Annotated in this window: 10 protein-coding genes and 1 tRNA gene; 3 read left to right on the forward strand and 8 right to left on the reverse strand. The window is 68.2% G+C overall.

Annotated features, from left to right (window positions below; translation table 11 throughout):
• Window positions 1–25: 25 nt before the first annotated feature.
• From ROJ8625_RS05835 to ROJ8625_RS05850, 4 genes are all read right to left on the reverse strand, one after another.
• On the reverse strand, window positions 26–928 hold the full coding sequence (locus ROJ8625_RS05835) for a fructose bisphosphate aldolase (RefSeq protein WP_085790944.1): 903 nt from the start codon (window positions 926–928) through the stop codon (window positions 26–28).
• A 92-nt stretch (window positions 929–1,020) separates the two neighbouring features.
• Window positions 1,021–2,412 (reverse strand): cytochrome P450, encoded by a 1,392-nt coding sequence (locus tag ROJ8625_RS05840; protein WP_085790945.1) that lies wholly within the window; start codon window positions 2,410–2,412, stop codon window positions 1,021–1,023.
• Window positions 2,409–3,662, reverse strand: coding sequence for a hypothetical protein (locus tag ROJ8625_RS05845; protein WP_085791342.1), 1,254 nt, complete (start codon window positions 3,660–3,662; stop codon window positions 2,409–2,411). The genes ROJ8625_RS05840 and ROJ8625_RS05845 overlap by 4 nt, the downstream gene beginning before the upstream one ends.
• A 70-nt stretch (window positions 3,663–3,732) precedes the next feature.
• A complete protein-coding gene (locus ROJ8625_RS05850) occupies window positions 3,733–4,485 on the reverse strand; it encodes a cytochrome c biogenesis CcdA family protein (RefSeq protein ID WP_085790946.1) in 753 nt (250 codons plus the stop codon).
• Between the two features lie 93 nt (window positions 4,486–4,578).
• On the opposite strand from ROJ8625_RS05850, the gene ROJ8625_RS05855 reads away from it, so the two are divergent.
• A complete protein-coding gene (locus tag ROJ8625_RS05855; protein WP_085790947.1) occupies window positions 4,579–4,800 on the forward strand; it encodes a sulfurtransferase TusA family protein in 222 nt (73 codons plus the stop codon).
• Between the two features lie 74 nt (window positions 4,801–4,874).
• Here ROJ8625_RS05855 and ROJ8625_RS05860 read toward each other — a convergent pair whose 3' ends face one another.
• Both ROJ8625_RS05860 and ROJ8625_RS05865 read right to left on the reverse strand, forming a co-directional pair.
• Window positions 4,875–7,640, reverse strand: a complete 2,766-nt coding sequence (locus tag ROJ8625_RS05860) for an Rne/Rng family ribonuclease (protein ID WP_085790948.1) — start codon at window positions 7,638–7,640, stop codon at window positions 4,875–4,877.
• A gap of 549 nt (window positions 7,641–8,189) precedes the next feature.
• Window positions 8,190–9,062 carry an NAD(P)-dependent oxidoreductase gene (locus ROJ8625_RS05865; protein ID WP_085790949.1) on the reverse strand — a complete coding sequence of 291 codons (873 nt, stop codon included), beginning with the start codon at window positions 9,060–9,062 and terminating at the stop codon, window positions 8,190–8,192.
• A gap of 131 nt (window positions 9,063–9,193) precedes the next feature.
• Between ROJ8625_RS05865 and ROJ8625_RS05870 the strand changes: the two genes are divergently transcribed.
• Window positions 9,194–11,662 carry a penicillin acylase family protein gene (locus tag ROJ8625_RS05870; protein ID WP_085790950.1) on the forward strand — a complete coding sequence of 823 codons (2,469 nt, stop codon included), beginning with the start codon at window positions 9,194–9,196 and terminating at the stop codon, window positions 11,660–11,662.
• A gap of 10 nt (window positions 11,663–11,672) precedes the next feature.
• Here the strand turns inward: ROJ8625_RS05870 and ROJ8625_RS05875 are convergent, their stop codons facing one another.
• Window positions 11,673–12,728 carry a hypothetical protein gene (locus ROJ8625_RS05875; protein ID WP_085790951.1) on the reverse strand — a complete coding sequence of 352 codons (1,056 nt, stop codon included), beginning with the start codon at window positions 12,726–12,728 and terminating at the stop codon, window positions 11,673–11,675.
• Between the two features lie 229 nt (window positions 12,729–12,957).
• A tRNA-Leu gene (locus ROJ8625_RS05880) sits at window positions 12,958–13,041 on the reverse strand.
• Between the two features lie 150 nt (window positions 13,042–13,191).
• Between ROJ8625_RS05880 and ROJ8625_RS05885 the strand changes: the two genes are divergently transcribed.
• Window positions 13,192–13,770 carry a YqaA family protein gene (locus tag ROJ8625_RS05885; protein ID WP_085790952.1) on the forward strand — a complete coding sequence of 193 codons (579 nt, stop codon included), beginning with the start codon at window positions 13,192–13,194 and terminating at the stop codon, window positions 13,768–13,770.
• The last annotated feature ends 11 nt before the right edge of the window (window positions 13,771–13,781 follow it).

A 13,781-nucleotide genomic window follows, 5' to 3' on the forward strand; every position in this document is an offset into this window, starting at 1 on the left:
GGCCCTTTTTCGTGCGCCGGCGCCGTCAGGCCGAGGCGCGGTAGATCTTGTCGATGTTGCCGCCGAGCGCCGCGTTGAACTCGTCGTCCGATTGCTGGCGGGACAGCCCTTCGGTGAGCGCGCGGCTGAAGCTGGCGATCATCTTGGGGTTCTTCGACAACCGCTCGCAGGCCTCGTCGGTCGAGTATCCGCCCGACAATGCGACGACCCGCAGCACACGCGGGTGATCCGCAAGCGCATCGTAGAGGCCCGGCTCCGATGGAATCGTGAGCTTCAGCATCACCGTCTCGTCGTCGGGCAGCGTGTCGAGTGCCGCGGCGAGCGCATCGCGCAGCATGACCTCGGCCTCTGCCTTGGTGTCGGAGTGGATATCCACCTCGGGCTCCAGGATCGGCACGAGCCCCTTGCCGCAGACGGTGCGGCCGACCTCGATCTGCTGGTCGACGATGCCGCGAATGCCGTCCGCGTTCGCCTCGTGAATGACCGAGCGCTCCTTCGTGCCGAAGATGCCGAAGCCCCGCGCCTCGTCGAGCAGTGTCTCCAGCCCCGGCATCGGCTTCATCAGTTGAACGCCGTTGGCCTTGTCCTCCAGCCCCTTGTCGATCTTGAGAAAGGGCACCACGCCGCGGCTGTTCCACAGAAGATCCGCCGTCGGGCGTCCCTCGATCTCGCCGCGCATGGTGCGTTCGAACAGGATGGCTCCCAACACCTTTTCGCTGGTGAAGTCCGGCGCGGTTATGATGCGTGCCCGCATCTCGTGGATCAGCGCGAACATCTCCTCTTCGCCGTCATAGGCGTCTTCTTCGACGCCGTAGAGCCGCAGCGCCTTCGGCGTCGATCCGCCAGACTGGTCGAGCGCGGCGATGAAGCCGGTCCCGGTCTCCATGCGGCGAGCCATCTCGGCGTGCTGGGCGGTGTCCTTGGCCATGTGTGCGACCTCTTTCCTCGGCAATGATCCTGTCGATACCGGGTCTACGACATGCCCCGGCGCGAGGATAGAGCGGCGCGCGGGCTTTAACGCTAACGGCGCGGTTCGCCGCCCTTTCGTGGCCCGAGGCGCAGGTGGATCCCGTCGCGCGCCCGCACCGTGAGGTGCGCGACCGGCGCCGGGACCTTGCCCGGAACGGGCGCGACGGTGATGTCGCGCAGGATCCGCGCCAGCAGGAGGGGTCCCTCCGCCATCGCGAATCCCGCCCCAGGACAGACCCGTGCCCCGCCTGAGAACGGGATGAACGCATAACGCGCCGCGGCCCGTCCGGCGTCGGTCGACCAGCGCGCGGGATCGAACCCGTCGGGGTCAGGCCAGTGCCGGTCGTTGCGATGCAGGTGCCACGGGCTCAGCACGATCTGCGCGCCGCGCGGCACGGCGCGGTCCCGGAACCGCTCCGGGCAGGCCGCCTGCCGCACCATCATCGGCACCGGCGGATAGAGACGCAGCGCCTCGCGAAAGACGTCGCGCGCAATGCGCAGCCGGCCGAGATCGTCCGGGGCGCCGGTGACCGCCGTAGCCTCGGCCGCCACCTTGGCCTGCCACTCGGGATGGGTGGCGAGGAGGTAGAGCGCCCAGGACAGCGCCGAGGCCGAGGTCTCGTGCCCCGCAAGAAAGAAGATCGCGACCTGGTCGACCATCTCTTCGGTGGTGAAGGTCTCGCCGGTTTCGGGATCGGCCGTGGTCATGATCTTCGTCGCGAGATCGTCGGGCGCCGTGCCGGCCCGGATCTCGGCCATCCGGCGCGCGGTCAGCTCGGTGATCCGGGCCCGGATCCGGCGCGCGGCGCGCTTCGTGTCGCGCCGGAAGAACCGCGGGATGGCGCGCGGCAAAGGAATGAAGGCGGCAAGGTTCAGGATCGGCTGGCTGCGCTGATAGGCGCGGAACTCGGTGAACACGGCCTGCGCCAGATGATCCTCGATCGGGATCGAGAACAGCGTGCGAAAGATGACGTCGGCGGCGGCATGGCTGGCCTCGGCCTCGATCTCCACCTCCGCGCCGGCCGCGGCCCGGTCGGCCAGCCGCTCTGCCGCGGCCTCGGCCGCCGCCCACATTGCCGGCCATGTGTCGCGCAACCGCCCGCCCTCAAAGGCCGGGTCGATGATCCGGCGCTGCCGTTCCCACAGCGCGCCATTGGTCAGGAACACGCTGTTGCCCAGAAGTGGGCGCAGCCCCTCGCCGATCCTGTCGGATTTCGGAAAGTCGCGGGGCCGCTCCTTCAGCACCGTGCGGATCAGCGCGGGCTCGTTAACCATGAAGGAACGGAAGAACGGCGTTCGGAACTCGGCCATTTTCGCGCGATAGAGACGCTCTGGCTGCGCCGACAGGATATCGGCGCGAAAGAGCCGCGCATACCGCCAGAGCGACACTCGTTCGGCGCGCGATGGCGGCTTCGGCGGGCGCGGCCGGTCGGCGTCGCTCATGCCGCCATCGAGGTGAACTTGGACACCGGCACGTCGATCCGGCTCGCCGACGGCGGCCGGTCGGCATAGCGTGTCCCGAGGCTGAGCGGGCCAGCGGTGATCTGGAAATAGTCGTAGTCCAGCGGGCGATCGAACGCGCAGAGATACTGGAAGTGCAGCCGGAAGAAGCGCCAGCGCAGGCTCCGCCACAGCTCGGGGCTGAGCGAGCGTGTGAACTGCGCCGAGAAGACCAAAGGCCAGCGCTTGCGCTCCGGCGCGACGCCCGACACCGCGACCGGGTCGCAGAGCGCGAAGGCGCAGCCGTCGCCGGGCGCCGTCACGTCGACCCACGTGATCTCGTCGCGCGTCGAGAGGAAATGCAGATCCGCCCGCAGGCGATGAGCCCCGGGCAGGAACGACACCATCGGCACCACCTGCCCGAGCGAGAGGAAGGCGAGGCGCGGACCGTTGGCCGGCGCGCGGCCCGCGCGGATCAGGTCGGCGAGGATCGACACAGCGAGATGCGCGCCGGACGAATGGCCCACGATCAGCACCTCGTCCACGTCATCGGCCAGCGCGGCAGCGATCTCGGCGCCGAATACGGCCATCCGCGCCTCGAGCGCGGGCGGGTTCGCCCCCCGGCAACTCGCCGAATAGGCGTAGTCGTGCATCAGGTAGTAGGCGAACAATCGGTTGTCCTTCGCCCGGAACCAGCGCAGCGCGGCGACCGCCGCCGCCCCCCCGGCGCCGTAGCCGACGATCCGGGCGAGAACGCCCGAGACAGGGCCGAGGAGCGCGCCAGCGACCGCGACCGCTGCCCAAAGGAGACCCAGCGCCACGCAAAGCTGCAGCAACAGCATCCCAACCGGATAGAGCGCGGCGATCACTGGGCCCTTGCGCAGCAGCATCAAGCGGCGCAGCGCGCCCGAGGCGATGTAGATCCACGCCGTCCGGACGAGCTGCAGGTAGGTGCCGGGGATGCTGTTCGACATGCTGTCGCGCACGATGTCCGACCAGACCAGAACCTCGATCTCCGCAGCAGTGCGCGCGCCGGCGATATCGGTCTCGACATGCCAACCGTAGCGCCCGCCGCCGTTGCGCGGCCGAAGCGCGAGCGCGTATCCGGAGATCCCGGCCTGCGCCGCGCCCTCGCGGCGATAGAGCTCGCGATAGCGCCGGGGATGGATCGGGTCGTAGCCCGGGATGTAGAACACCCGGCGCCGCCGCACCTCCTGCGCAGTCTTTTCGCTGTCCGGTGTCGTCTCGGTCATCGCCGGATCGTAGCCCGGCAAGCCGGCCAGTTTAAGGCGCCAAGCAGGGCGAAAATCCGGCGTGCGCCGCTCAGCCCAGCATCGCCAGCGCAGGGAACGTCTCGAGCAGCCAGAACGAGAAGGCGGAGAACGCCCCGGTCAGAAGCGCGAGCCCGACCCCGACGAGCAACAGGCCCATGACCCGCTCGATCGTCTTCATGTGCCGCTTGATACGGTTCATCACGCCCATCGCGCGGCTGAGGAAGAATGCTGCGAGCAGGAACGGTATGCCGAGGCCCGCCGCATAGACCCCCAGAAGAACGGTGCCGCGCGCGACGTTGGCCTCCGATGCCGCGAGCGACAGGATCGCGCCGAGCTGTGGACCTATGCAGGGCGTCCAGCCGAAGGCGAAGGCCAAGCCCAGAAGGTAGGCGCCGAAGGCGGAGCCGCCGCTTTCGCCGGCGTCGATCCGCGCCTCCCGGTCGAGGAACGGGATCCGGAAGACCCCGAGGAAATGCAGGCCGAACACGATCACCACGACGCCCGCGGCCCGCGCCAGCCAGATCTGGTTCTGCAGGAAGAACGCGCCGAAGGCCGACGCGGTGAACCCCAGGAGGATGAACACGGTCGACAGTCCGAGAACGAAGAACAGCGCGGCGATCCCGGCCTTGGCGCGCGCCGAGCCGCCGGCGCGCATCTCGGTCACCGACACGCCGGACATGAAGGCGAGATAGGGTGGCACGATCGGCAGGACGCACGGGCTGAGAAAGGAGATCACGCCCGCGGTCAGCGCCACGAACATGCCGGGCAGCAGACCCGCATCGATGATCTCGATTCCGAACATGGCCAAGGCTTAGGTCATCCGTGGCGGCGCGTCACGGCTCTACCGGTCACAGGAGCGTGGACAAGCTGACATAATCGCCCTAGCCCTTCGCGCATGACACGTGAACTCGATGCCACCGGCCTGCTCTGCCCCCTGCCCGTTCTCAAGGCGCGCAAACGTCTTTCGGCGCTTGCCGCGGGCGAGATCCTCGTGGTCACGACGGACGACCCGGCCGCGATCGTGGACATGCCGCACTTCTGCACGGAGTCCGGCCACGCGCTGGAGGACAGCCGAGAGGACGGCGCCCGCATGATCTGGACGATCCGCAAGGCCTGAGCCGGCAGATACGCAGACGCCCCGCGACGGGGTCGCGGGGCGCTTGATCGTGTCGCTGTATCTTGGTCGGGCGCTCAGAGACCGAGCGACCACCAGCCACGTTTCTTGGGCTTGCGCGCCTCGTCGGCCTCCGAGTTGTCGTCCGCGGACGAGCCGTCCTCCGTGCCGGCACGCTCCTCCGTTGCGACGGCGGCGCCGTTGCCGGACTGGGTTTCGGTCGTCGGTGCGTCGCCCGGCTCGGTAGGAGCATCGGTCTCGACTTCGGCCTGCGTCGCCGCGGCTTCGGCCGGTGCGGGCGTCGGCTCCGGCGCGTCGGCCGGGGCGTCAGGCTCCGGCGTTGCCACCTCGGCCGCGGTCGCGGCGGCCGCCGCTGCCGGCGCGGCATCGGTCTCAGCCGATTCTTCGGCCTTCGCAGCGTCTTCCGATGCTTTCTTCGACGCCGAAGAGCGGCTGCGCGACCGGCTGCGCGTGGGCTTCTTCTTCGGCTTCGGCGCCGCGTCTTCGGACGCCTCGACGTCCGTCGCGTCCTCCGCTGCCGCCGCATCGGCGGGCTCGGCCGCCTCGGCATCCTCCGTATCGGCGGCCTTCTTCGCAGCAGCGGGCTTCGCCTTCGGCTTGGCCGGTGCGCTGTCGTCATCCTCGTCGGACGCGTCCAAGGTTCCGGTGTCCTGCGACTCGGCCGATTGAGTTTCGCCATTGGCGGACTTGGACTTGCGCCGCCGGCGGCGACGGCGCTTTTTGGGCTTCGGCGCCTCGTCCTGGGTGTCGGCCTCGGCCGAGACCTCGGAGTCGGTATCCGCGCCGGGCGCTTCGGGGGCCTCCTCCTCGTCGACCTCGTCAGGCACGTCGGAGTCGATTGCGTCCATGATCGCGGCATCGCCCACGACCACCGGTGCCGCCACTTCGGGCACAGAGCGGGTCGCTGTCTTGAACTTTTCCATCGAGAAGTCGGGGCTCACCAGCGCGGTGTCGCCCTCGACCCGAACGGCCATGCCATAGCGCAGCTCGATACCAGCAATGTGCTCGCGCTTCTGATTGATGAGGAAGTTCGCGATGCCCACAGGGCACTTGACCAGCACCTCGCGAGAGCGGTTGCGCACGCCCTCTTCCTCGATCTGGCGCAGCACCTGCAGCGCCATGTTGTCGTCCGAACGGATCAGGCCGGTGCCATGGCAGGACGGGCACGGCTGCGTCGTCGCCTCGATCATGCCTGGACGCAGGCGCTGCCGGCTCATCTCCAGAAGGCCGAAGCCCGAGATGCGGCCCACCTGGATCCGCGCGCGGTCGGTCTTCAGCTTTTCCTTCAGCTTCTTCTCGACCGACGCGTTGTTCTTGCGCTCGTCCATGTCGATGAAGTCGATCACGATCAGGCCGGCAAGGTCGCGCAGACGCAACTGGCGGGCCACCTCCTCGGCGGCCTCGAGGTTGGTCTTGAGCGCCGTCTCCTCGATCGAGCCCTCCTTGGTGGCGCGGCCGGAGTTCACGTCGATCGCCACCAACGCCTCTGTCACGCCGATCACGATGTAGCCGCCCGACTTCAGCTGAACCGTCGGGTTGAACATCGAGGACAGGTAGCTTTCGACCTGATAGCGCGCGAAGAGCGGCATCGGGTCGGCGTAGTGTTTCACGTTCTTCGCGTGGGACGGCATGATCATCTTCATGAAGTCCTTGGCGATGCGGTAGCCGCGGTCGCCCTCCACGAAGACCTCGTCGATGTCGCGATTGTAGAGGTCGCGGATCGACCGTTTGATCAGGTCGCCTTCCTCGTAGATCTTGGCGGGCGCGATCGACTTGAGCGTCAGTTCGCGGATCTGCTCCCACAGGCGCTGCAGATACTCGTAGTCGCGCTTGATCTCGGTCTTGGTCCGCTTTGCGCCGGCCGTCCGGATGATGAGCCCCGCACCGCGCGGCACGTCGATCGACGTCGCGATCTCCTTGAGCTTGGAGCGGTCGGCGGCATTGGTGATCTTGCGCGAGATGCCGCCGCCTCGTGCGGTGTTCGGCATCAGAACGCAGTAGCGCCCGGCGAGCGACAGGTAGGTGGTCAGCGCCGCACCCTTGTTGCCGCGCTCTTCCTTGACGACCTGCACCAGCAGGATCTGCCGGACCTTGATGACCTCCTGGATCTTGTACTTCCGCGGCCGCGGCTTGCGCGGCGGGCGGATGTCCTCCTCGGTATCGTCGTCGGCGACGGACTCGATGCTGTCGTCCTGGGCGCGGGTCGGCTCGGACGGCGCGTCGTCCTCCGTTTCTGCGGACGCGTCGGCATCGCCGGACGCGGCGTCGTCGGTCGGCTCCTCGACGGGCGTTTCCGGCACCGTCTCCATCGGCGACAGGCCTTCGCCGGTCTCGTCGGCTTCGGCCACGGTGGTGTCGGCACCGCCGTCGTCTTCGCCCTCGCCATCGCCGAGATCAATCGTTTCCATCCCGGAGATCGTGTCGGGATCCTTCGACGCGACCTGATCGTCAGCCTTCGCGGCCTGCGCCTTGGACGACGACCGCCGCGAGCGCGAGGTTCGCTTGGGCTTTTCGTCCTCTTCCTCGGCGCGGGCCTGCCGCTCCTCTTCCTCCATCAGCGCCTGACGGTCGGCGACGGGGATCTGGTAGTAATCCGGATGAATTTCCGAGAAGGCGAGGAAGCCGTGCCGGTTGCCGCCGTAATCGACGAACGCCGCCTGAAGCGACGGTTCGACCCGCGTCACCTTTGCGAGGTAGATGTTCCCCGCAAGTTGCCGCTTGTTCTCGGATTCGAAGTCGAATTCCTCGACCTTGTTGCCGTCCACCACCACGACGCGGGTTTCCTCCGCGTGGGTGGCGTCGATGAGCATCTTCTTTGCCATGTAATCCGTGTGCACGCGACGACGCCCCCCGGCCCTGGCGGGTGGATGGCGCGGTCTGCATGTCTTGTCAGGGCGATGCGCGGCAATCTGTCGGCGACAGGAACGCACCGGGCTCTGGGCCGGTCGGTCCTTTGTCGCTGTGTCGTCGCGGGCGTCATCGCGGTTCTTCTCCGACGCGAGCCGCGGCACCGTCCGGAGCCTGCGTTCGCGCCCGTTTCATGCCCGTCGCGATCGCGCGGTCCGGGCGGGTCTGCTGGCCCCGAAAGCGGAGCCGGATCGGTCTGGCGAGGGGCGGGAAAGGGTCGCTTTCTCCGGGCCGAACGCCAGCGAAACTCGAGAGGCCATGCGCAACTCGGACGGATGGCGCGGCCTGACGGTGACCTTAGCCCGCGTTAGCGGCCAAACACAATGGGAAATCGCGTGTCCGGCGAGCGCCAGGTCCGGGTCGTCGCATCCTCGTTCGCCGCCCGGTCGAAGCCGGGCGCTCGATACAGTTTTCCCAGGAAATCCCGATACCTGTCCCGCACGCTTGATGTTTGTCGATCCCGGTCAGCCGAGCTTGCGCAGCCGCGCGAACAGGCTGGATGTGTCCCAACGACCGCCGCCCATTTTCTGCACATCCTTGTAGAACTGGTCGACCAGCGCCGTCACCGGCAGCGACGCGCCGACGCGATCGGCCGCCGACAGGCAGATGCCGAGGTCCTTGCGCATCCAGTCCACCGCGAAACCGTGCTCCCACTTGTCGTCCAGCATCGTCTCGTAGCGGTTCTGCATCTGCCACGACCCCGCGGCGCCCTGGCTAATGACCTCGACCACGGCCCGGCCGTCGAGGCCGGCCTTCTCGGCCATGTGGAGCGCTTCTGACAACCCCTGCACGAGTCCGGCAATGGCGATCTGGTTGCACATCTTGGTGGTCTGGCCGGCGCCGCTTTCGCCGATCCGGCGGCAGAGCTTGGCGTAGATGGACATGATCGGCTCGGCCGCATCGTAATGCGCGGCATCGCCGCCGCACATGATCGACAATTGCCCGTTCTCGGCACCGGCCTGACCGCCCGAGATCGGCGCGTCGACGAAGCCGGCGCCCTTTTCGGCAAAGGCCGCGTGCAATTCATGTGTGACCTCGGCCGATACGGTGGTGTGATCGACGAAGATCGCGCCGTCCTCCATGCCGGCCAGCGCGCCGTCCTCCCCGAGACAGACCGCGCGCAGGTCGTCGTCGTTGCCCACGCAGGCCATCACGAACGCGCTGCCGCTCGCGGCCTCGCGCGGGGTGGCGGCGTGCGCTCCGGCGTTTTGCGCGACCCAGTCCTTGGCCTTGGCCTCGGTGCGGTTGTAGACCGTCACCTCGTGTCCCGCCTTCGCGAGATGCCCGGCCATGGGATAGCCCATCACCCCCAGCCCCAGGAACGCCACTTTCGCCATGTCCGTCTCTCCCTCGCGATCTCTTCGGATCGTGTTGTGGCAGGGGCCGCAACGGCTTGGCAAGGGCGCGCCGGCCGGGTTAGGTCCGACGGACAGCACAGGCACGGAACGGCAAGAGAGGTGAACGCGGCATGCGGCTGGTCTTTCGCTGGCTGGTGAGGCTCGCCTCGGCAGCGATCCTGCTGACGGTTCTCGCCGTCGCTCTCGTCTACTACCTCGCGAGCCGGTCGCTGCCGGACTATGCGAAGACGCTGACGGTGCCGGAGATCACCGCCGACGTGGAGATCGTCCGGGACAATTCGAACGTCCCCCACATCTTTGCCCGCGCCGATCGCGACGCGTTCTTCGGGCTGGGCTACGCCCACGCGCAGGACAGGCTGTGGCAGATGATGATTCTGCGCCGCACCGCGCAGGGCCGCCTGTCGGAACTGTTCGGCCGTCGCACGGTCGAAACCGACACGCTGATCCGGCGGCTCGACCTCTACAACCTCGCCCGCGCGAGCGTGGAGCATCAGACGCCCGAGACGCTCGATGCGCTCGATGCCTACGCCGCGGGGGTGAACGCCCGCATCGACGAGATCAACGCCCGTTCGCTTGGGCGTGGCGCACCAGAATTCTTCCTGTTCGACGCGCGCCTGCCGCCCTGGCAGCCGGCTGACTCGCTCGCCGTCATCAAGGTCATGGCGCTGCAGCTCTCCGGCCACCTGTCCGAAGAAGTTCTGCGCGCACGCACGTCGCTTGCGCTCGACGACGCCGACCGGCTCGCCGACATCCTGCCCGACATTCCCGGCGACGGCGTTGCGGCACTGCCCGAGTACGCGGCCCTGGCCCCCGGCGCGTCGCGGCACGCCGCGCGCGCGCCCTCCGAGGCGCGCAGGGCATTCCTCAGCCCGCTGCCCGAACGCGGCCTCGCCGGCGCGTCGAACGCGTGGGCCGCAGCGCCCGACCGCTCGGCATCGGGCAGCACGCTCCTGGCCGGCGACCCGCACCTTCAGTTGACCGCGCCGTCGATCTGGTACCTCGCCCGGCTGCAACTGTCCTCCGGTGGCGTGATCGGCGGCACGATCCCGGGAATTCCCGCGATCATGGTCGGCCGGTCCGAACGGCTCGGCTGGGCGATCACGTCGTCCTATCTCGACGATCAGGATCTGCATCTCGAAGAGCTCGACCCCGAGGATCCGCAACGCTACCGCACGCCCGATGGATGGGCCGAGTTCGAGACCCGGCGCTCGATCATCGAGATCGCGGACGACCAGCCGATCACCGTCACCCTGCGCTGGACCGAGAACGGTCCGGTGCTCCCGGGTTCGGTCTACGACCTGGGCGCGATCACGCCGCCGGGGCACGTGATGTCGCTCGCCTGGACCGCGCTGTCCGGGCGCGACACGTCGATGAGCGCGGCGGTCGGGCTGATGAGCGCCGAAAACGTCGACAGCGCGATCGAGCTATCCGACATGTTCGTCGCGCCGAGCCAGAACCTCACGCTGATCGATGACGAAACTGTCGCGATGAAGACCGTGGGCGTCATGCCGCGCCGCAACGCAAACCATCAGAGCAAGGGCCGCCTGCCGAGCCCCGGGTGGATCGAGAACAATCGCTGGCAGGGCCGCCTGCCCTTCGCAGAAAACCCCGAATTCGTTGCACCGGCGGGCGGGATCGTCGGCAACACGAACAACAAGGTGATCGACCGCGATTTTCCGCGCCACATGAGCTTTGAGTGGGGCGACAGCCAGCGCGTGATGCGCTGGCAATCGATGATGCAGGGCCGCGAGGTGCACACCCGCGACAGCTTCATCGAGGCGCAGCTCGACACGGTTTCTCCCGCCGCGCGCACTCTCCTTCCGTTGATCGGGGCCGACTTGTGGTTCACCGGCGAAGCCGCCCCCGAAGGCACGCCCGACCGGCGCCGCGCCGAGGCGCTGAACCTCTTGGCCGACTGGAACGGCGAGATGAACGAGCACCTGCCGGAACCGCTTATCTACGCCGCTTGGCTGCGGGCGCTTCAGGACCGGCTGATCCGCGACGAGCTCGGACCCCTTGCCGACGAGTACGACCACGTCGAGCCGCTCTTCATCGAGCGGGTCTTCCGCGACGTTGACGGGGCGGCGGTATGGTGCGACGTCGTGCGGTCTGCCCGCGAGGAGACCTGCACCGACATCGCGCGCCTCGCGCTCGACGACGCGCTGGTGTGGATCGATGAGACCTACGGCACCCAACTCGGGTCGCTGCGCTGGGGCGACGCGCACCAGGCCACCCATGACCACCCTGTGCTCGGCGAGGTGCCGGTGCTGCGGTATTTCGTGAACATCCGGCAATCGACGAGCGGCGGCGACCACACGCTGTTGCGCGGGCGCACCTCGGGCCGCGATCCCGACCCGTTCCGCAACGTCCACGGCGCGGGATATCGCGGCGTCTACGATTTCGCCGACCCGGACTCGTCCGTCTTCATCAATTCGACCGGACAGTCGGGGCACTTCCTGTCGCGTCACTACGACGATCTGGGGCAGCTGTGGCGGCGCGGCGAATACATCCCGATGTCGCTCGATCCCGAGCTGGCGCGCGCCGCCTCGGTGGGAATTACGCGCCTCGTCGCCGACTAGGCATCGGACGCTACTTGCGGCGGATCATCGAGCCGGTCATGCGGTGCCACAGCGGCCGGCGCACCTGCTGCGGCGCGTCCGCGGCATCCGGATCGCGCAGCGCCCCGTTTGCCAAGGTCGCCAGGAGGTCTGCGGCCTCCTCGGTCAGGGACATCCCGGGCTCGGCCTCCGCCTCCTCCTCGAAGGGATCGAAGGGCGGCGTGCCATCGAGGAATTCGCGCGCGAGCCGCGCGTTCGAGCGCTCGTACCGCGACAGCAGTTCGCGCCGCGTGTCGGCGTCGAGTAGGTAACGCCGGGTCGGCACAACACCCTTGCGAAGCGCGTCCTCGATGAATTGCGTGACGCGGAACGTCGCCGCTTCCGCGTCCAGCCCCTCGCGCAGCGCCGCGCGCTTGACGAAGCGCGCCGCCTCGATCAGCCCGGCCGGCGGGCTGACGTTGCGCGGCTCTGTGCTCACCCGCTCGTCCGGCGGCGGCGGCACCTCGAGCAGTTCGAAGAACCGGCGCGCCGGATAGAGCGGATCCTGGCCGCGGTTCAGCGGAACCACCGACACGTTCTCGCGTCCAACGAACCGCGCCCAGTTGCGCATGACCCAGTGATAGTCGAGCGTGCGCCGCTCGATCCGGCTCTCGATCAGGTCGTCCAGCGTGCCGGTCCAGAGATTCTGGCTCTTCACGTGCTGCTTGAAGTCCGATTCGATCCAGATGTCCTGCCGCCGCAGGTAGACGATCACGTGCAGCCGGAACCCACGCTTCGCCACCTCGTCAACGAACCACTGGAAGTGACGCGCACGGGCACACGCGATCAACACCTCGCTGCTGAGGATCACGTCGCCGTCGCCGCGCAGGAAAAAGTTCAGGAGCCGGCGGGCCTTCGCCTGCTGGTTGTGCAGGAGGTGAGAGCCGAGCACCGCGGCGTTGCCCTCGCCCTCGGTCCAGTCATCGGCGTGCCGCTCGTAGGCGACCCCGTGCTCGGCCAGCCAGTCCGCGTTCTCCGCGAGAACGTCCTGTACTGTCGTTGTCGCGCATTTGGGCATGCCGACGTGAAGGTGGATGATACGCGCCAAGAGAAGTCGTCTTTCCGAAAGGTCCGGCGTCCGTGTCCCCGGATGGCAGGAATGTCAACGACATGCCGACCGGTCTGTCGCCGCGCCCGGTGCGGCCCGCGCGCGTCGGTGCGTTGCCGCCGTCTGCACCCGCCCGGGGGGCGGACGCGGACGCGGTGCGGCGACATGCCCGACCCGGCTCAGGTCGCACAGCCACGCCGCCGCGCGCCTTCGGATCGCATGAGGCCGGTGGTGCCCAAGGTGGGAATCGAACCCACACGCCTTGCGGCGGGGGATTTTGAATCCCCTGCGTCTACCGTTCCGCCACTTGGGCCCGGTTTTCGGTCCTAGCCTTTCAACCGGGGCGCGTCCAGTGTCCATGCGCGAGCGGCACGCGGTATGTTGACCGGCACCGCACGGCGTGGTCAACGGATCCGACCACGGTTCGGCCCGGCCCGGCCTGCCACTTCCCGACGAGACCCGGATGCTCCAGACGCTGTACGACCGCACGATCTCCTACGCGGAGCATCGCCACGCGATGTGGGTCCTCGCCTTCGTCGCCTTCATCGAAAGCTCGGTCTTCCCGATTCCGCCGGACGTGCTGATGATCCCTATGATCCTGGCGCGGCCACACGCGGCGTGGCGCATCGCGCTCGTGGCGACCGCCGCGTCGGTGGCCGGCGGTGTCGCGGGATACGCCATCGGCTTCCATTTCTACGACCAGATCGGCGCGCCGGTGCTCGAGGCGCTCGGCAAGGGCGACAAGATGGTGGCCTTCAACGCACGGTTCCAGGAGCTCGGGATCTGGGCGGTGCTGGTCGCCGGGGTCACGCCGTTCCCGTTCAAGGTCATCACAATCATGTCGGGCTGGGCGGCGATGCCGCTCCTGCCCTTCGTCGCAAGCGCACTCGTCGCGCGGGCGCTGCGCTTTTTCGTGGTCGCCGCGCTCCTGCGCATCTTCGGCGCGCCGATCCGCGACTTCATCGAGCGTCGTCTCGGCCTCGTCTTCACGATCTTTTGCGTGGTCCTCGTCGGCGGCTTCCTGTTGGTCCGCTACCTGTGACCGCCGCGACC

The sequence above is a fragment of the Roseivivax jejudonensis genome, from assembly GCF_900172265.1.
GTDB lineage: Bacteria > Pseudomonadota > Alphaproteobacteria > Rhodobacterales > Rhodobacteraceae > Roseivivax > Roseivivax jejudonensis.